The sequence below is a fragment of the Sporolactobacillus nakayamae genome (genome assembly GCF_900113325.1).
GTDB classification, from domain to species: domain Bacteria; phylum Bacillota; class Bacilli; order Bacillales; family Sporolactobacillaceae; genus Sporolactobacillus; species Sporolactobacillus nakayamae.
In genome coordinates, this window is the sequence record NZ_FOOY01000016.1 from 40,798 (window position 1) to 59,735 (window position 18,938).

The window sequence follows — 18,938 nt, forward strand, 5'->3', positions numbered from 1 at the left end:
ACCAATAACTTTTTCTAAAAGGAGAGATTCATAGGACTCAAGTACAGATTACTCTAAATGATCAGATCTTGCATCAACTTTTTCTAGGATATTCTAAAGAATCCCTGCTGTTAATGTACTTTTGGAGGCGATTCTCAATCAGGCCCAAATGAAACAATGATCGATAAAAAATTAGTTGCGATATTGGTGTTTCTATTTAAAATGGATCATTAAAACTTGAATGTTTTAATGATCCATCTTTGAAGCTTAAGTCTTAGTTTACATTTTTATGAAAGTTGATTAAAAGTCACTTTTGGGTACTGTGAAAATTACTTTAGAACTATCGCTATGCAGAGATACATTTAAATAAACATAATCCCCCTTTAACTGAATCCCTTCAGTTTCAACCTCATTACCAACTGGATTGTTTAAGACGCTACCTTCAGCCCCTTCAACAGCAACAGCGTATGGAGTAAAGTCAGTTGTGCCCCAGTTGCCCTTTTGAATAACTGGCTGATTACCAACGCCACCACTTGAAATATAAATGGCTTGTCCGTCAGAAAACTCAATCCCTTGAACAGATTGATGTGCAACTTTATTGTAAAAATCACTTGACGTATATGACTTTACACATTGAGCCACAACAGAAGCGTCACCAGCTGAAATATACTTTGAAGCTTGAGCTTCCTGAGTATCCAAAATATTATTTAGTCCAGCAGCATTGTAATAAGCAAATTGAACCGTATTGGACGTATTCATTGACCAGATCATTAAATAGTTACGAGAGCTATCTAAAGCCGCTTCACAACGCTTTAATGTACCAAAAGATGAACCTGATTTATTGGCATGATTGATGCTCGAGAAACGAGGAACATCCGTGTAATCAATCGAAGCGCCGGCTTGATATTGAATCCGGGCAATTTGTGTTCCCCAGTCGATACCAGAAGCATCTGGGTTATCTACCTGCGTAGCCTTTGCAACTACCCAAAAATAATCTTTTCCATTGTGATCCCCCCACTGTAACGTTTCACCATGCCCAAATCGCCTGAGAGTCATGTAATCTTTCGCATTTAGTGATGAGCCGTTCAATGGAAAACGTGTAATGATTTGGGTGGCTCCCACACCACTATTATTAATTTGTTGAGTGGTGTAAACGTATTGAGTTCCTACATAGGCAGTTTGGACAACATTTTTGTAGTGTAAACCATTTAATGTAAAAACCGCGGTACCAGTTGCCGCCTGAGAGGAAACAGTTACTTTTTGTTGATGACCTGCTGATTTTTCTTCTTTATACGCGTCATAGGCCTGCCGAGGGGCTTCAGGGTGATCCTTAAAATAGTGCTCCATGGCTTCATCGGAATCAAAATCGTCTCGGTTCATAACTAATTGGTCGGTCGGAACAGGTTCACCAGCATCAAATCGCTCATCTAATGGGACGGCTTTATCATTTCCACTCATAACAAATTTCTCCCCGTCTAAAAATTCGGTTTGTAATAATATTCGCATTATTAAAACCTCTTTCATTATAACACTATTGTGGGTTGATTTAAGCAATATAAGCTTTTCTTTAAGAAAAAGGAAAACCGCAAAGGCGTTTAGTCGATGCGTGACGTTATGTTATAATGAGGCAAAATAAGAGGATCATCACGCGGTCTCTGAACTGGGCGTTACGATTAAGTCCAAAACTTATTAGCCGAGGGGGATTAAGGTATGAACAAACGGACAAAATTATTCATGATTTCAGTCCTTGCCGTAGCGAGCTTACTGACTATAACCTCATGCAATAAAACTAATGCATCAGCAACAATTAAAGTGGGCTACACGCCTTTAAAGACAGCTGCATCAACCCGTAACGTGGTTGCTACGGGTAAATACGCCCTTTATACAAAACCCGGCACGGTAAAGGGGGCTAAACGAGTGGCTTCCAAGAGCCAAATGAAAAAATTTGCTTCTTATACTCGTGCAGATACTGATTATTACGAGTTAATAGGGAGGAACCACGCTTATAAGGGTTCAACTTATTATTTTCGTGCCTATGGTTATAAAGTCACCTACACCGGTTCAGTTTATTATCGGGTCGTGACGATGAATGGTAAATATCGGGGGTACGTCTATGGAGGTAAAAAAGTTGGTTCCTTTGCTGGTGGAGTTAAAAAAGCAACAACTACCCAAGCGGCAGCAATTCCTGCTAACTTTAAAGATTACGTCGGAGTTATCATTCCAGGTAGTGTTTGGAATTATCCTCCCTACACGCAATACAAGACTAAGCGATTAGGTAAAGTAAACTGGACGATTCCAAGTCTGGCTAAATTTAAAGTCACTAAGGCTGTAAAACGGACTCGGGAACAAGATACTTACTACTACCTTAAATCTCAAAAGAGCTCCGTACCTTCAGGTTGGGTCAGTAGCCGTTACGTTATTTCTTACAGTGAAGTTGAAAGCAATGAAGGCATTACTCATAATTGATTGCTCTAACGCGTCATTATATGTCACTCATCAACGATCAAATAAAAAAGAGGTTGCTCCGTAAGCAGTCTCTAATCAAAGAATGGTTCATGAAAATCCTTGGGATTTCATGGACCATTTTTAAGTCAATGAGCTTCTGATCTAAACCCACTCCAGTAGACCCTTTTAGGACTCGTGGGAACTTCTTTGTCCTCTGAAAGGTCTGCTATAATAAATCCAGGTGAGTAAAACGGGATATATCCACTATGGAAGCCACTATTTCACCTAGCTAACGACTTGTTCCAACTGAGATATTGACCTATGTGTAAAATGTTTCTCGGGGGGATAAATTTGATGTGAGTGCTTGAGGATGGAGCAGCATGCAGCTCTTTCTGCTCGAATTATGCTTTTGGTATCCCCTTTTTGACTGGACGAAAAGGAGAAGGCTCCTTATTCTAAATGTATACCCACCACGGAATACATCAGGAATAGAGGCCTTCTCAATGGATAGTATAGAGGATTTATTAGGAATTTGGAAGAATCAAACGAGCTTGTTGGCATTTGAGGAAGAGGCTACTGCCTATATGTATCAGTTCATGAGGCATAGCGTTGAACAAGTGTTTTCTTTGCTTGACCAAGCGATTACCCGTGAAAAACAGGCGGAGGGCTGGAAAGTAGATAGTCATAAGGACCAGCGTGTTCTCCAATTCTTATTTGGACCGGTGACTTTCTCTCATACGCGTATGATTAACCCGGAAGGACATGCCTGTTATCCATTGGATCACCTGCTTAAATTGAGAAAACACATGCGTTATTCGCCAAATGTTGAATATGAAACAGCGACCTTAGCGAGCCGTATGACTTGCCGGGAGGTCGTGAAAACCTTAGCCACTTGGACTCAGGTTCAAATGAGTCACACCACGGTCATGCACTGTGTTCGAGCAGTCGGCGAAGCTCAAGAAAAGCAGGATCAAGAGCGCGTGATCCAAGCAGCCAATGGAGAGTTGGATGGAACACGACAACCGAATTTTCTCTTTGCGGAGGCTGATGGAACCTTTGTCCGTGGATTGAAGAAACGGCAACACATTGAAATCAAGCATTTTATTTTGTATGAGGGTTGGGTGAAGAACGGAAAAAGACGGCTTCTGAAAGAGCCCTACGCGGTTATGACAAGCAAGGGACTCGATACCTTCTGGGAACAGGTTGAAGCCGTAGTCGAACAGCGTTATCGCTTATGGCAGACACAAATTGTCGCTAATAGCGACGGAGGCGTAGGTTATGACGAAACGCATTTTAAAGATGCCTTTTGTGGGTCACACAAGCGCATTTGGGTTCAACTGGATGCGTTTCATGTCGCTCAATCCCTAACTCGTTCTCTACATGGTGATAAGTCTTGGATCACGCGTATACAAAAGGCGATTCAAAGAAAAGATCGTGCAGAGGTCATCCTGTTGCTGGATACGTTTGAAAGTAATCAAGACAAGGGTGGGCGCATTGAGCAGGTTGAAAAGGTCAAGCACTATCTCATGGAACACTGGGATCGTTTGTTTGATTGGCGAGAGAGTATGGCGAAAGAAAATCTTCCCGAAAATGCCGGGAGATTGGGTGCGATGGAATCAAATCAAAGGCATTTGACGTTCCGCATGAAAAAGCGTGGCATGCATTGGGGTGAGTCGGAAGAAGGCATGGTTAAAGTTATTCAAGGGATACGTAATGGGACGCTAAGAGCAGCGTATCTTTCTTCGTTCCTCCCATCCAAACGCATCGAACGCCTAACGAAGAAAACAATACGTATTGCATCCTTGTTGAAGGAACCGACGGTTCCTTCTATCGGTGCACATCATGGTCGAATCGGAATAAACGCTTCCTCCTCGAGTGCAGTAGGAAAACTGAACAGAGTGCTTACGCTTGCCTGAAGAAGTGTGGTTTAACACCTAAGGGGTACAAATTAAAGATTAAGAAGTTCTTCTCTAGCAAAGAGTTCCGAGAAAAGCTTGACACATACGATATTGACACACAAAAAGGACTTGACCGGTTTATGCGTTATAATGGAGCAAAATAAGAGGATCATCACGCAGTCCCTGAGCTGAACTGGGCATTACGATTAAGCCCCAAACGTATTTGACGAGGGAGATTTAGGTATGAACAAATGGACAAAATTATTCATGGTTTCAGTCCTTGCTGTAGCGAGCTTACTGACTATAACATCATGCAATACATCCAATAAACCCAATAAAACCGTTAAAACCAATACGGCAACAATTAAAGTGGGCTACACGCCTTTAAAGACAGCTGGCTCCACTCGTAATGTGGTTGCTACAGGTAAATACGCCCTTTATACGAAACCCGGCACGGTAAAAGGGGCTAAACTAGTGGTTTCCAAGAGCAAGATGGCAAAATTTGCTTCTTATACTCATGCAGATGCTGATTATTACTATGGTAGTCTGAGGAACCACGCTTATAAGGGTTCAACTTATTATTTCCGTGCCTACGGTTATAAAGTCACCCACACCGGTTCCGTTTATTATCGTGTCGTGACGATGAATGGTAAATATCGGGGTTACGTCTATGGGGGCAAAAAAGTCGGCTCATTTGCTGGCGGAGTTAAAAAAGCAATGACTACCCAGCCCACAACAATTCCTGCTATCTATAAGGATCACGTCGTCGGGATTCACACTCCAGGTAATATTTGGAATTATCCTCCTTACACGCAATATAAGACAAAGAGTTTAGCTCAAAAATCTGATTTTATAAACTCAACAATTCCAAGCAAGGCTGAATTTAAAGTCACTAAGGCTGTAAAACGGACTCGGGAACAGGATACTTACTATTACCTTAAATCTCAAAAGAGCTCCGTACCTTCAGGTTGGGTAAGCGCCATGCGCATTCTTTCTTATTTTGAGATTCAGTGAAATGGAAGGTAATGAAAGGCGTTATTGATAATTGATCGCTCTAACGCGTCATTCATGTACGATCAACGATCAAATAGAAAAAAGAGGTTGCGCCGTAAGGATCTTCGCACAACCATTAGAGCAGTTTTTTTGAAGTATATACTGAATGTTTCTCCCATCTTATTCTTAGTGATCTATTGTTTTTTCATAGGTTTGATCTGGGTAGGTACATGTTTCTTTGTATCTCCTCAGTCGGAAACGTTATGATTCCAAATAAAATAAATGATTTTTGGAGGCAATGAATGGAGATCAAAAAGGATGATTTGACCGGAACCACGGTCATTGAATTGATCAGCGAGCATCTAAGGGATGGCAAAAAATTCGCCGCCCGAAAGTATTCATGCTCCTGATCTTGCCGCATTGAGAGGCCCGAAAATCACATTCTGGAGTGCGTGGAAAGGAGAAAAACTGCTTGGCTGCGGCGCACTGAAGGAGCTTGATGATCAACATAGAGAGTTAAAATCAATGCGAACATCCTTGCTGCATTTGAGGAAGATGGTCGCAAGGAATATTCTTCAGCACATCATTGACGTCGCAAGGTAGCGTGCCTATCGGCGAATCAGTTTGGAAACCGGATCAATGGATGCTTTTGAACCAGCGAGAAGACTTTGCGAATGTTTTGGAATTGATGAGTGTCCTCCGTTTTCAGAATACAGGGCAGATCCAAATAGTGTTTTTATGACAAAAATGTTATAAACGATTGTTGGCAGGCAAACGTTCAACGTGACGAGGCATTAGTGATAAATGCTCTGAGTTTCGACAGCGGGAATTCCTTTGCCCACAGTACATAATGCGCACCAGGAACCTTTACGATGTCACAATTTGATTGAGCAGTAAATGCTGCACTATTTTTTTGCTCAAATTGTGCTCTTTTTTGATTAATGCCTTCATAGGAGGCGTAGCAGAGACAGACGAAGCCTCCGGCCGAGTGCCCAATCAGATGAACCTGATCTTTTTTTTCTTCATCTAGAAAGTTGATTACCCAGTCGGCAATAGCTCTCGGCTTAATGGAACGATCAAAGCCCGAGCTCTCTCCGTATCCCGGCGAATTACAGAGATAGAATTGATAATCCTCCTGAAAAAAATCGGCAATCATTTCGCCCTCCATTCCGGAAAAACCGGCAGCAGGAAAAAACAGGATCGTTTCCGTTCCTTTTCCAAATTTCTTGAATGCGCAGTGTCTCATCAAAACAGCTCCTTTACCTAATTTTAGTCCAATGAGTGGATCAGTTCATCTGTTTCGAAATGGAAATGATCTATTTTTTTTGCTCTTGATAGACGAACAATTGAACGATGGATCCTGTATACTTGTACCATGCGAGTTATATGAACGGAAGTGTTGATTGTGCCTGAGACCCGTAATAACCAGATGATTCGAAGTATGCTGCGACCAGAATGTGAAAAATGTTTTGGCCTCTGCTGCGTGGCGCTGCCCTTCTCGAATTCTGCGGATTTTGCTTTCAATAAGCAGGCGGGTGTGCCCTGTTCAAATCTGCAACAAGACTTTCGCTGCCGTATCCATAGTGGACTGAAGGAAAAAGGATTTAAAGGATGCACAGCTTTTGAGTGCTTTGGCGCGGGGCAAAAAGTGTCCCAAATCACTTTTCATGGAGTAGACTGGCATGAGGACGCGGAAACTGCTCGCAATATGTTTGCTGTGTTTCCAAAAATGATTATGCTGCATGAACTGCTTTGGTACCTCCAAATGTCGATGCTACGGACTGCGTCAAAGCCCATTTATAATGAGATTTACCAAGCATTCGATGAGATCGAACAACTGACTCAACTCAGTTCAGATTCAATGATGAACTTGGATCTTCAATTACAGCATGCAAAATTGAATGATCTTTTTTTGAGAACGAGCGAACTTGTGTGGCAGGAAGCACAGCGACAAGACATGAAGCTTAGTCGGAAAAAGCGGAAAAATTACCGGAGCGCCGATCTTATGGGGAAGAAGATGAGTGGCGCTGATCTAGTAGGCGCGAATTTCAGAGGTGCTTACTTAATCGCTGCCGACTTGAGGAATGCAGACCTAAGAGCCGCCGATTTTATTGGCGCTGATCTGCGCGATGCCGATCTAAGAGGTGCCGATTTAACGGGCAGCATTTTTCTGACGCAGGCGCAGTTGAATGCTGCAAAGGGTGATGCGGCTACCAAGCTGCCGTCCGAGCTTGATCGCCCCCATCATTGGCAACAAAAAGTCATCATAAAAAGAGGCTAAGAACATGAAAAAATTAATCATGATCAATGGCACAATGGGTGTCGGAAAAAGTACTGTATCCGAACAATTATCTGATCAGCTCATGCCAAGTGTGTATCTAGATGGCGATTGGTGCTGGAAGATGAATCCGTGGGTGTTCACAGAAGAAAATAAGCGGATGGTCATCGATAACATAACACATCTGCTTAATGCATATTTGGCGAATTCCGGCTTTCGCTACATTATTTTTTGCTGGGTGATGCATCAAGAACCAATCTTCGAAGACATCTTGAGTCATCTTCACGGTGACTATGAGCTGCACAAGATTTCGCTCATCTGTTCCGAGAATGTACTTAGATCCCATATCATGCAGGACGTGCAAAAAGGAATACGAACCGTTGATTCAATTGAGGGCAGCATTGCTCGTTTAGAGCTGTATAAAAAAATGGACACCACCAAAGTGGATGTCAGTAATTTGAACGCATCGCAAGCGGCTGAACAAATAGCGGGGATAGTGAAGTGAGAAAAGAATAACCTTTTTCTGTTTAAAGGTACATCGGGATTTAGGGTTAATTGTCGATCGAGAACTTCTTGAAACGAATAATCGGTAAACAAACATTTATTTAGTACACTGATTCGTTAATTAGCATTGTTCATTAAGGGATACATGAGTAAGTATGTTCCTCTACAAGTTATCCCAATGCTACATCCAGTACCATCATCACGGCAAAACCCAGCATTGTTGCGGCTGTGGCTAGATCGGTTGAGCCTTCGCGTTGAGACTCCGGGATGAGTTCTTCAACAACAACGAAGATCATCGCGCCTGCTGCAAATGCAAGGGCATAGGGGAGGACTGGGGAAACATGGACAACTAAATAAGCGCCAATGACAGCAAAAATTGGTTCCACTATGGCAGATAATTGTCCGTACCAGAAACTTCTCGCTCGTGAAAGGCCTTCGCCTCGAAGTGGAATAGATACCGCCGCACCCTCTGGAAAGTTCTGAATACCGATGCCGAAAGCAAGAGCAAGTGCCGCGATTAATAATTCCGTGTCTCCGGTGACGATGGCGCCAAAAGCAACTCCGACCGCTGCGCCTTCCGGAATATTGTGAATAGTAATGGAAAGAACGAGTAAAATGATCTTCCGCAGTTTAGTCTTTGGCCCCTCTTTTTGAGCTACAGGGAAACCAAAATGCAAATGAGGAATGAGACGATCAACGAGTCTTAAGAAAGCCCCGCCTAGTAAAAAGCCAATAAGTGCAGGAACAAACGAGAATTTACCCATTCCGGAACTAATCTCAATTGCAGGTGCGAGTAATGACCAAAAACTAGCCGCGATCATAACACCGGCAGCAAAGCCGAACATGACGTTGGCCATCTTTTGATCTAAATCTTTGAAGAAAAAAACGAGTGATGCTCCGGCTGCAGTGCAGCCCCAGGTAAAAAGTCCGGCAAGCAAAGAAAGTAGTACCGGATTCAATGCAGACAACTCATGCAGCATTTGAAAACTCCTTTTTGTAAATTATAATCATGCGCGATTATTTGGAATCAGACCAATGCATCCTCAATGATGATCACCGGTTGAATAAATCATTCTCATAAAGCCGGCCATCACTGTCAACTCACTTCATCTTTTCCACTTTACTAATGTATTTCCCTGATTTGCTCGAGAGTATGCCTTGCAGAGCAATGTTTTTTGTATTATAAGAAAGAATATAATTTTAAGGCTTATAGTTTAAACGCAACTAGATTTTTGCCATCGCCCGCGGCAAGCGAGTAACCGAAGCGATGATTCAACAGTACCGCAAAGGCACGAACCAATAACACACGGCTGGGGGTTTAGGACCGGGTGATTAGGTAAGCGCCTAATTCTGATAAATAAGCGGAAAAATTACCCTTAATTAGAAAATGAACGAAAAAATAGCTTGAATAGACGGAAAAATTCCGCTTATCGAATCGAAAAACGTGAAGATGGTAGGGTTTTACTTTGCATAAGCGGAAAAATTACCCTTATTTACCGGCGAAGTACGCGCCATGATGCAAATAACCGGAAAATTTCCGCTTATTTACTCGCCTGATTTAATGAAGCCAGAATGCTTGGTGAAATAGAGGTGAGTGTAAGGACCTAGCGCTTTTTTCCTAGTTTTTCTAATCGTGAATGCTCATTTCTAAAGCTTATGACTGATCTATTGAGGTGTATGCCTCCGCGCACTCATTGCTGCCCACCCATATAATTCCATAACTGTTTCCGGATGCTAGTGATTCTAGAATATAGTTTGAATATGAAATTATTGACCCTTTTTGTCATCAGAATGTATCAGTGCTGTCAATAGGATGTTATTGGAATGCAACCTCTAAGACCTATGATTAGTTGTGTTGCAAGGTTACATAGAACAATGACTGAAAGAGAGAAATTTTGGGAGCATACCATAGGGGGAAACATGATGAAAAAAAGCATATTATCGTTAGCATTGATCGGTGGGTTGACCGTAACCGGACTTGGAACCCATCAAGCGGATGCAGCATCGGCAACATCTGTAGTGAATTTAGCACAGCAAGGTGTCGGCTCAGCTTACTCTTGGGGACAGAATGACTGCTCGGGATTTACAATGCGCGTCTTTTCACATTTTGGTATTCAATTGCCTCATAGCGCGGCAGCACAAGCGGGTTATGGTACTGCAGTCAGCCGATCGAATCTTCAACCTGGAGATCTCGTCTTCTTTAACACATCAGGTGGAGGTATTTCACATGTTGGGATTTATGTTGGCAATAATCGCATGATTAGTGCGGAAACAGAAAAAACCGGGGTACGTGAAACGCAGATATTTGGTGGAGGCGCGTCAAGTTATTGGGAGCCGCGTTACGTGACTGCCCGAAGGATCGCAACGAACGCTCAAACAGCAGCGCAGCAATCTGTAAAAACAGTTCAGCCGCAAAAAACGACACAAGAATCAGCGACTTCTCAATCTTCATCAACTCAGGGTTCAAACGATCAAACACAAATCAGTGCGTCAACTGATCAATCATCATCAACTGCTCAGACGAATGGGACACAAAGTGACCAAGCATCAACTACTGATCAGACACAATCAACACAAAGCAGCCGGTCAGTAACAACAGATCAGACAAAATCGACCCAAAATGACCAAGCATCTGTAAATGAAAACCAGACTTCTGAGACGACCGCATCTACAGCAGATAACTCAAATTCCAGTTCAAATGAGACAAGCTCATCACAAACGATAAATAACGGGGTATACATTGTGCAGACAGGAGATACGTTGTGGGCAATATCGAATAAAAGCGGCATCTCCGTGCAAAAGATCCAGCAAATCAACAAGCTGGAGGATACGATGATTCGTCCGGGACAGAAAATTCAATTGCAGGATCCATCCGAAAAATACACGATAAAGTCAGGCGATTCGCTCTGGTCGATCGCTAAGGAACATGGAACAACGGTGGATCAATTAATGAAAGCAAACAATCTGTCCTCTGATCTAATCTATCCGGATGACAAGCTGACCGTATCTGATAACTAATTAAGTTAATGAATAACAAAGGCTGCCGCTCATTTGCGACAGTCTTTGTTATTTTTGTTCCTTGGTACAAGGCACCATTTCATCAATGGCTAATGCCTCGATATATTTGGGCACGACCATCGGTTCATCGCTTGGTGGCTTGCTTTACGCGCATGCCGGAGGATTTAAAACGCTTGATCTGTTTACGATTATTTGTTTTCTTATTTCTCTTCTCTTATTTATGAAGAGCGGATTGTTTACATCAATGAGACAAGCCAAAAAAGAATTAATCTAATGACGTGCAAGTTTATTGCACTATTTGGGTGCTGTGCACTTCGACATGAATTATACATTGAACATATGCTGGGGAAGAGTTAAAATGAAACAACTTGAGTGAAGAATGTAATACCTTATTGACTATTCTTCACCGTTGCTTTATGCACTCATTCATAGCGATTAAAAAAGAAATGAACTAAAGGAAGGAAATGTTCGTGTACGCTAAGCATGCACTGCCCGTTCGCACTCACAATCATAATGAGAATCTCTTGTATTTCATGATTTCGATTTTCTTTAACGCCTTTGGAAATGCGCTGACCGTTTCACTGAATCTGGGAAGCGCGCTCTGGACAGCATCAGCAGTTAATTTTACAGCACTGACAAGTATTTCATTAAGCATCATTTTGATTGCCTCAGGTGTTCTTGTCGTTATCATCAATGCCCTGATTATCGGTAAAATTGATTGGCACCGCATTATTGGCAACATGATCTTTATGGTCCCGTTCAGCTATTTAATTGGGATGATCAGCACTTATCTTGTTGCTATAGGGATTAATGAATTGCCGCTTATCGTGCGTGTCGTTCTAGATATTGTAGGCGTATGCTTTATTTCGCTTGCGATTTCGATCTACCAACGTGTGAATCTGATGCTTCATCCTTGCGATGATTTGATGCAGATTATTCGTTTTAAATTTTTTAAAGGTAATGCGACGGTCGCACAGCTTGTAACCTTTTCTCCGCCGATTGTGATCCTCCTCATTTGCTGGATCGATTCACATCAGCTCTACGCGATCAATGTCGGTACTATTTTCGCTTTACTGTTTCAAGGCACATTGGTTGGCGTGTTTGATAAGACGGTTTTCCCAACGCTCAAGCACCAGAATATTGATCATGGTCAAGCGAGCAGTCAAAGCCATAAGCATCATGGACTGAACGTGTAAAAGTAGTGTAGCAAACAGTGAATGAACCCGATTTGTTGTCGTATTGAACCCTCGGAGCTTGCTCATACTAGTTCCGGAGGAGGTGAGCGACTTTGGCTAAAGATGTACTCTGTGAAGTGAACAATTGTACGTTTTGGGATGAAGGAAACCATTGCTCTGCAAATGCCATTTACGTCATCAGTCATAAAGGCAAGCAGGCATCAAACGTCGAAGAAACAGACTGCAAGACCTTTAAACCGGAAAAATAACAGATGAAAAAACGAAACCATGAAAAAGCGAGCGGACACTGTGTCCACTCGCTTTTTTAGTATAAGATTTTCGGAACACAAGGCGGATGCACAAACAAGTAGTTAAATGACTTAATACACTATGGTATCAATGCGCGAGGCAGGTGGTATGTGTTGACCGATTTTTTTGACAGACCGGATGAATGCAGCTCACATAGAAAGAAAGAGACACCGGCCCGCAGACTACAGAAAACAAAGCTGAGATCGGAAAAAAGAAACATAAATACGAATACAAATTCAAATGGATTGAATCAAACAATTACGATTAATTGTAATGGGTCAGTATCTGTCCCGGGAAATTCTCTCAAAGCGGAAACAACCTACTATATCACTACTGGGGTGGAGGGGAAACGAACCTATACAAATGCTGACGGATTATCCCAATATGGAAGCCAGAGCATCCCTGATCCGGGCGATGTTACGTTTTTTAACTTATTTGTCAATGGGATGCTTCAGCCATCCGTCTTTTATACGGTATCCGCAGGAACACTTTCCTTTATTGGTCCTAATGATGTACTTACAACTGGTGTACCTATTATCCTTCAAACCATTAAGATTCAATCGGGTTAAAAAAAGTACAGACCTTGTTAAGTCTGCACCTTTCTTTCTCTGTCACGTTCAGTTAACGACAAAAGCGACTGTAATCGGTGTTGCACCATCAAGGGTGTCGCCGTCAGGAATTGTAATGGCAGTTGTCGTAACCGTAGAGGTATCTGAGGTTTGAATCACACCATTAATATAGAGTTCATAATAGGCGAAAGAGCTTGGAAAGGCAGTTGCCGCGGCACCAGTATCATCAGTAAAGCTGGTTGCTGTCACAGCAAAGGTTGCGCCTGTACCTGTTCCTCCACCAAGTGTTGACGTGAATTTTCGACTGGCCATAAAAGGTTTAACAATGGGCATAAAACTGCATCCTTTCTGAAATTAGTTTACTGTGCATGGAAAGATGCTCCTTGTACAGCTAAACTAATTTATGCTTGGCAACGCTCTTGAGACACGTATAGATGATGCAAGAGAAATGCGGCTTTTATAGAAGATGGGTGGGAAACATCATTTCATGACAGCTTTTTATCCATATTGAACCACTGAATGCCTCCGTGCTGGGATGCGGCAATTCCTCGGTTTGTATAGCCTTTCTTCTCATAGAAGGCGATGAGCGATTGACGACAAGTAAGCGTTACCGTTAATCGATATTTTTCACGAGCCTGGTCTTCAAATGCATGGAGAAGGTTGCCGGCTACGCCTTTTCCTTGATAATCAGGAGCGACAACAATGCCCAGAATGCTTTGGTAACCGCCGCTTTTCGGATTAGGGATTGTTTGGTCGAAAAGGTCGTCGGTAATAAAGGGAACAGATAGAACCGGACCGTTCACATAACCGATCATTTGATTTTTCTCCTCTGCTATCAAAAAGGTATCGGATATCGTCGCAATTCGATTGATAAATGCCTGCTTAGTCGCAGCCTCTTCAGGAGTAAAGCCTGTATTTTCAAGGGCTATGAGCTGCTCTAAGTCCTCTTTTCGAACATTCCGAATATGCATCATTTCTCATCCTCATTCTTAGCTTTAAACAATTCAATAAATTGACGTGCTTTTTTTGTGAGATAGCGATTTTTCATCCAAATAATACCAACATCGGATTGGACCGTGATATCAGGAAGCTCGAACAGATCAATGTCGGCTACCGAAAAGGCTGAAAGGACAGATTTAGGAAGAACAGTGACTCCGATTCCGGCAATCACTAGAGCAATGGTAATCGATACACTGGAGCATTCACAGACAATATTCGGCTCAAAGCCTAACCGGCGGCATTCGTTCACAACTTTTTCGTTAAGCTGTACGGTTTTGTCGCTTTTCAAGGCAATAAGCGGCATGGATGCAAGATCTTTTAAATGGACATCTGAATTTGATGGTCGCCATTTTTGATTTGTCGGCACAATCATCACGAATGGATCGGAAGGCAGGCGGAGGATTCCATAATTGCTGGAATCATAGTTCGATTCAAACGGAAGTCGTGTGACAACCAAGTCAATACTGCGATTGGCCAAATAGTCGCCTAAGACAACATGATCCCCTTCTAAAATCTTAAACGTGACCTGAGGATAATGCTCGCGAAAATAGGCAATCTTCTCCGGGAGCAGGGAAACACATGAGAATACCGAGCCGATTTTCAGTGTGCCATGAATGCCCAGATCAAGCTCCTTAATTTCAGTAACGGTTTCGTCCATTTGCTGGAGGATTGCTTCAGCTTTAACTTGCAAAACGGCACCGGCTTCGGTAAGTGTCATGCCTTTGCCTTGACGATCAAACAGGATGACGCCGAGTTCTTCTTCAATTTGCTTTAGCTGCCGGCTCAGAGGCGGCTGCTCGATATTCAGCTTTTTGGCAGCACGCGTAATTTGGCCCTCTTTGGCAATTGCGAGAAAGTAACGAAGCTGGCGGATATCCATTAGCAGTCCTTCTTTCTTCATATATTAAAAGTATGATAAATGAATAAAACAGATATTTTTCGTATGGTTAATTGGATGATATCATAAAAATTAACAAGCAAAAAGGGGGAAGCAACATGAAAACCCACCGCATCTCAGTGATTGTCAAAAATCAGCCGGGAATTCTGGCACAGGTTTCCCGATTATTTAGTCAACGCGGCTTGAATATTGATACATTAACGGTTGGCACTTATAAAGAAATGCGTACATCACGAATGAAGATTTCATTGCGCTCTGAAAAGACAGTCCTTGATCAAGTGATTAAGCAACTCAATGGGTTAATGGACGTTATTCAAGTGAACGTTGCACACCCGATTATTTCGAATAAACCGATGGGCGGGAGATTAAGCGCCTTGTTTTCACAACGTGCGGTCGCCTTTTGGCTCGTTGCATATAGTCTATGTATTACATTGCTGGGGACGAATATCCCCTCCCCCCTGCTCGCACTATACCGCGTTCAGTGGCACTTGTCACCAAGCATGGTGACGCTGCTTTTTGCAATTTATGCCGTTGTCGTTATTCCAACGATTATTATCTCCGGTCAGCTGTCCGATCAATTAGGAAGGAAAAAGCTGCTGATTCCAGGCGTTTTTTTCATTATTATCGGCTCCATATTATTTGTTCTTTCCACCAATTTTACGATGCTGATCATTTCGCGGATCTTTCAAGGCATTTCAGTCGGAATGATGAATGGCGTTGCCGTTGCAGCATTAACGGAACTTGATGAAAAAGGGAATCGAATCAAAGCCGCATTTATCGGATCAATGGCCGTCACAGTAGGCAACGCACTCGGTCCTGTGCTCTCAGGTTTCCTGGGCGAGTACGCACCGTTTCCACTGAAATTGGCCTATTTTATTCATATGTTTCTTGCACTCCCAGGTTTTTTCGGGCTTTTATATATGAGTGAAAAGGTTAAACGAGTTCCGAAAATACGTATGCATCGGCCTGCTGTTCCGCAAAGTATTCGAAAACGGTTCTACCTGTCCGGCATGACCTCTTTTATTGCATGGTCAATTATGAGCTTAATGCTGTCGATCATCCCAAGTTATACCGATCAACTGGTGGGAAGCTCAAATTTAGCGGTTGCAGGTGCGATTGTGGCTTTAGTACTGAGCATTTCCACAATCAGCCAAATTGTGCTGAAACGCATGTCACTGCAGAATCTGTCCATTTTCGGCTTTTTCTTAATTCTTTTGGGGTTAGTAGCATTAGTGTTTACGCTCGAAACGAAATCAATCCTGTTTTTATTCCTGACAACCGTACTGATTGGATTCGGACATGGGCCAACGTTTGCGGGAAGTCTGGCGCTCACCAATCACATTTCACCGGACGAATCGCGCGGCGATATCATTGCATCATTCTATGTATTGACTTATCTCGGCGTAAGCCTGCCAATCTTGGGCCTGGGATTCGCTGCCCGTTGGGTGGGGCTGAACAACTCAATCATTTTATATACAGGTGTGATGGCGGTGATGATCCTTTTCGGTATGGCCTTTTGGATCATCGATCGACGGAAAGAATATCAGTTACAGACGAAATGAAATTAGCGACAGCAAAACGGCCGCTCTGCTCCTTCGATTGAAGTGAGTGGGCGGTCGTTTGGTTTATTAAATGATGTGTGGCGCGATATCTTTCATTCAATGATTTAAATGAGCTCGGGCTTTCGATAAACCTCTGAGCTATAGACGGTCAACAAGAACTTACAAACTGTCGGAGCTGCGCGCAGGTTCATACACACGTTTAATTGCTATGCCCATTTTATTCACCATGCTGAGCGTCTGACTGTTCAAAAGGTTCATCTGAAACAAGGATGGATTCAGTCGGGCATCCTTCATAAGCATCGTCCAGGTCCATAAGTAATTCCTCTGGAATTGTTTTGATTCCTTTGTTGTCGTCGATAATCGAAAAGGCAAGACCTTGATCGTCATAATTGAAAATGTCCGGAGCAGCCATTTCACATGCACCACAAGAGATGCATGTATCCCGATCGACTCGTGTATACTTCGGCTTTTCTCCCATGGAAATCACTTCCCTATTCATGTATTAGGTGGATCAGCATCCACGTACGGGACCGGCAGCCGATTTAACGAGAATGACATCGCTATCTTCCTCGGCATGTACGGAATGAAGTTCCATTGCGTTCAGGTGCACAAGCCTACCGGGTACAAGATGTTCCGATTGACCGGATGCGGTGAATAGGATCGCACCGCGCACAGGAATAACGGTAACCTCCGCATCGCCTCCATGATGTTCCGGAATGCGCTGTCCTTTTTGCAGGGATAAATGCATGACGGTCTGGTATTCGTCATGATAAAGTCGTTCCTTTAAAGCTGTCTGATTTTGGCATGTAAGAAGTTGCATTGGTGTTCGCTCCTTTTCTATTTAAATACGTTTAAGTTTACTTTAATTGAGAACTGCTATCATCTATACTATATAGTGTTTCGAATCAATTTGAACATGATCGAGATCAAGTTTCGACTGACTGTATAGAAAAAGTCTATCTACGGATGGAATAGTGATGAAAAATGACGGAAAGGAAGAGGTTCGATGTCTGAACTAAAGGCAATCGGCTGGTTTCAAAATCTTAAGGATGATGAACTGAAGCAAGTGGAAGCAATGGGGATCATGAAACAATACCGTGCTAAAGAGGCAGTGTTTGTCCAAGGAGAAATATTGACTCATTATTTCTTTGTTGTGGACGGATTGATCCATGCCTATCATCAAAATAGGGATGGGAAGAAGTGGATCGCAAGTCTGTTCTCTTGTGGTGACCTGTTTCCGCATACCGGTTTGGTTGATGAAGAAAATCGGTATCCTGCGAATGGCGAGACGATTACACCGTGTACGCTTTTTATGATCAGACGGGAGAAGATGCATGAACTGATGAATTGCTTTCCTTCAATCGAACGTCAACTTACACAATTTTTCGCTAAGAAAAGTCAGGAGCTGATGAACCGATACTCTGATTCGGTTCTTGAGCCGGCCCTCGTTCAACTGGTTTCGCTATTGAAGCGGCTCGCTCAGCAGTCAGGTGTCCGGGCGACGGACGGCTGGGTCCTTATCTCGGCTATGATGACGGAACAGGATATGGCGGGATATATTGGTGTCACACCGGAAACCGTCAGCCGTTTATTGAACCGCCTCTATCGTGAGAAGCGCGCTAAATCCGCCGGTCGGGGCAAAATTTACATTGATCTCGATAAGTGTTGATCAGCTTCAATACAAATCTGTTATACTTTAATCAATAACTTGGCAACTAGTTATGCTGCAAACGGTAAAGGAGTGCTGCTGATGAACCAGGCTTTACTTGTTATTGACTCACAACTGACGCTGATTGAGGGTGATTCACAGGAGCGCGGCGTATATAATAAAGAAGAGTTGCTTCGGAAAATCAATCTTGTAATCGAAAAAGCTGTGGGATTGGATATTCCCATAGTTTTTGTCCGCGACACCAGTGTATCCGGCGGTGAAGGAGAAGGATTCCAGGTTCACCCGGCAATTCATATACCGGATGATGCTGAGATTTTTAATAAAAGCGCAACAAGTTCTTTTTATCACACACCTTTATTAAAATTCCTTCAGGAGCGTGGTAGTGAACATCTCGTTATTGTAGGATGTAAGACCGAATATTGTATTGATACCGCCGTTCGAATGGCTACGGTCAACGGCTTTGATGTGACACTGGTCGGCGATGCCCACTCGACTGCGGATACTCCGATATTATCTGCGGCGCAGATTATCCAACATCACAATCGAGTGCTGAACGGTTACGACAATGACGACCATTTCTCGCTGGTACGGAATTCAGACGAGGACGTGTTTCAACCGACGCATAACAACTATCGTTAATGT

General features: G+C 42.9%; 21 protein-coding genes and 1 pseudogene. 14 read left to right on the forward strand and 8 right to left on the reverse strand.

Features of this window, described 5'->3' with window-relative positions; all coding sequences use genetic code 11:
• Positions 1-279: 279 nt before the first annotated feature.
• Complete coding sequence (locus BM003_RS11425; protein WP_143128459.1) at positions 280-1,437, reverse strand: helveticin J family class III bacteriocin; 1,158 nt, start codon at positions 1,435-1,437, stop codon at positions 280-282.
• A gap of 252 nt (positions 1,438-1,689) precedes the next feature.
• On the opposite strand from BM003_RS11425, the gene BM003_RS11430 reads away from it, so the two are divergent.
• The 4 genes and pseudogenes from BM003_RS11430 to BM003_RS11445 all read left to right on the forward strand — a co-directional run bounded on the left by BM003_RS11430 (position 1,690) and on the right by BM003_RS11445 (position 6,071).
• A complete protein-coding gene (locus BM003_RS11430; protein WP_093673190.1) occupies positions 1,690-2,445 on the forward strand; it encodes a hypothetical protein in 756 nt (251 codons plus the stop codon).
• Between the two features lie 482 nt (positions 2,446-2,927).
• The gene (locus BM003_RS11435; protein ID WP_177184763.1) at positions 2,928-4,340 is read left to right on the forward strand and encodes an ISLre2 family transposase; all 1,413 of its coding nucleotides are present in this window, start codon (positions 2,928-2,930) and stop codon (positions 4,338-4,340) included.
• Positions 4,341-4,565: 225 nt separating this feature from the next.
• Entirely contained in the window at positions 4,566-5,336 is a 771-nt protein-coding gene (locus BM003_RS11440) for a hypothetical protein (RefSeq protein WP_093673194.1), read from the forward strand.
• 281 nt (positions 5,337-5,617) lie between these two features.
• A pseudogene (locus BM003_RS11445) lies at positions 5,618-6,071 on the forward strand (GNAT family N-acetyltransferase).
• A gap of 22 nt (positions 6,072-6,093) precedes the next feature.
• On the opposite strand, the gene BM003_RS11450 reads toward BM003_RS11445, so the two are convergent.
• Entirely contained in the window at positions 6,094-6,561 is a 468-nt protein-coding gene (locus tag BM003_RS11450; RefSeq protein WP_093673196.1) for an alpha/beta fold hydrolase, read from the reverse strand.
• Positions 6,562-6,744: 183 nt separating this feature from the next.
• On the opposite strand from BM003_RS11450, the gene BM003_RS11455 reads away from it, so the two are divergent.
• Entirely contained in the window at positions 6,745-7,596 is an 852-nt protein-coding gene (locus tag BM003_RS11455; protein ID WP_093673269.1) for a pentapeptide repeat-containing protein, read from the forward strand.
• A gap of 4 nt (positions 7,597-7,600) precedes the next feature.
• Positions 7,601-8,098: an AAA family ATPase gene (locus BM003_RS11460; RefSeq protein ID WP_093673198.1), complete on the forward strand. Its 498-nt coding sequence runs from the start codon at positions 7,601-7,603 to the stop codon at positions 8,096-8,098.
• Positions 8,099-8,267: 169 nt separating this feature from the next.
• Here the strand turns inward: BM003_RS11460 and BM003_RS11465 are convergent, their stop codons facing one another.
• Positions 8,268-9,077, reverse strand: coding sequence for a ZIP family metal transporter (locus tag BM003_RS11465; protein ID WP_093673200.1), 810 nt, complete (start codon positions 9,075-9,077; stop codon positions 8,268-8,270).
• A 943-nt stretch (positions 9,078-10,020) separates the two neighbouring features.
• Between BM003_RS11465 and BM003_RS11470 the strand changes: the two genes are divergently transcribed.
• The 5 genes from BM003_RS11470 to BM003_RS11490 all read left to right on the forward strand — a co-directional run bounded on the left by BM003_RS11470 (position 10,021) and on the right by BM003_RS11490 (position 13,168).
• Positions 10,021-11,115 (forward strand): LysM peptidoglycan-binding domain-containing protein, encoded by a 1,095-nt coding sequence (locus BM003_RS11470; RefSeq protein ID WP_093673202.1) that lies wholly within the window; start codon positions 10,021-10,023, stop codon positions 11,113-11,115.
• A gap of 85 nt (positions 11,116-11,200) precedes the next feature.
• Positions 11,201-11,389 carry a hypothetical protein gene (locus BM003_RS11475; RefSeq protein ID WP_093673204.1) on the forward strand — a complete coding sequence of 63 codons (189 nt, stop codon included), beginning with the start codon at positions 11,201-11,203 and terminating at the stop codon, positions 11,387-11,389.
• Positions 11,390-11,585: 196 nt separating this feature from the next.
• Positions 11,586-12,311: a YczE/YyaS/YitT family protein gene (locus BM003_RS11480; protein ID WP_218143251.1), complete on the forward strand. Its 726-nt coding sequence runs from the start codon at positions 11,586-11,588 to the stop codon at positions 12,309-12,311.
• Positions 12,312-12,403: 92 nt separating this feature from the next.
• Complete coding sequence (locus BM003_RS11485; RefSeq protein WP_093673208.1) at positions 12,404-12,559, forward strand: DUF1540 domain-containing protein; 156 nt, start codon at positions 12,404-12,406, stop codon at positions 12,557-12,559.
• Positions 12,560-12,712: 153 nt separating this feature from the next.
• Positions 12,713-13,168, forward strand: coding sequence for a DUF4183 domain-containing protein (locus BM003_RS11490; protein WP_177184764.1), 456 nt, complete (start codon positions 12,713-12,715; stop codon positions 13,166-13,168).
• 48 nt (positions 13,169-13,216) lie between these two features.
• Here BM003_RS11490 and BM003_RS11495 read toward each other — a convergent pair whose 3' ends face one another.
• From BM003_RS11495 to BM003_RS11505, 3 genes are all read right to left on the reverse strand, one after another.
• Positions 13,217-13,501: a DUF4183 domain-containing protein gene (locus tag BM003_RS11495; RefSeq protein WP_093673212.1), complete on the reverse strand. Its 285-nt coding sequence runs from the start codon at positions 13,499-13,501 to the stop codon at positions 13,217-13,219.
• 152 nt (positions 13,502-13,653) lie between these two features.
• Positions 13,654-14,139 (reverse strand): GNAT family N-acetyltransferase, encoded by a 486-nt coding sequence (locus BM003_RS11500; protein ID WP_093673271.1) that lies wholly within the window; start codon positions 14,137-14,139, stop codon positions 13,654-13,656.
• Positions 14,139-15,047 (reverse strand): LysR family transcriptional regulator, encoded by a 909-nt coding sequence (locus tag BM003_RS11505; protein WP_093673214.1) that lies wholly within the window; start codon positions 15,045-15,047, stop codon positions 14,139-14,141. Before BM003_RS11505 ends, BM003_RS11500 begins: the two co-directional genes overlap by 1 nt.
• 116 nt (positions 15,048-15,163) lie before the next feature.
• On the opposite strand from BM003_RS11505, the gene ilvN reads away from it, so the two are divergent.
• Positions 15,164-16,627, forward strand: a complete 1,464-nt coding sequence (gene ilvN, locus BM003_RS11510; RefSeq protein ID WP_093673216.1) for an acetolactate synthase small subunit — start codon at positions 15,164-15,166, stop codon at positions 16,625-16,627.
• A gap of 217 nt (positions 16,628-16,844) precedes the next feature.
• On the opposite strand, the gene BM003_RS11515 is transcribed toward ilvN, so the two are convergent.
• Together BM003_RS11515 and BM003_RS11520 are read right to left on the reverse strand one after the other, a co-directional pair.
• The gene (locus BM003_RS11515; RefSeq protein ID WP_093673218.1) at positions 16,845-17,105 is read right to left on the reverse strand and encodes a ferredoxin; all 261 of its coding nucleotides are present in this window, start codon (positions 17,103-17,105) and stop codon (positions 16,845-16,847) included.
• 33 nt (positions 17,106-17,138) lie between these two features.
• Positions 17,139-17,447 (reverse strand): cupin domain-containing protein, encoded by a 309-nt coding sequence (locus tag BM003_RS11520; protein WP_093673220.1) that lies wholly within the window; start codon positions 17,445-17,447, stop codon positions 17,139-17,141.
• Between the two features lie 186 nt (positions 17,448-17,633).
• Between BM003_RS11520 and BM003_RS11525 the strand changes: the two genes are divergently transcribed.
• Together BM003_RS11525 and BM003_RS11530 are read left to right on the forward strand one after the other, a co-directional pair.
• The gene (locus BM003_RS11525; RefSeq protein ID WP_093673221.1) at positions 17,634-18,296 is read left to right on the forward strand and encodes a Crp/Fnr family transcriptional regulator; all 663 of its coding nucleotides are present in this window, start codon (positions 17,634-17,636) and stop codon (positions 18,294-18,296) included.
• A gap of 81 nt (positions 18,297-18,377) precedes the next feature.
• Positions 18,378-18,935 (forward strand): cysteine hydrolase family protein, encoded by a 558-nt coding sequence (locus BM003_RS11530; protein WP_093673222.1) that lies wholly within the window; start codon positions 18,378-18,380, stop codon positions 18,933-18,935.
• The last annotated feature ends 3 nt before the right edge of the window (positions 18,936-18,938 follow it).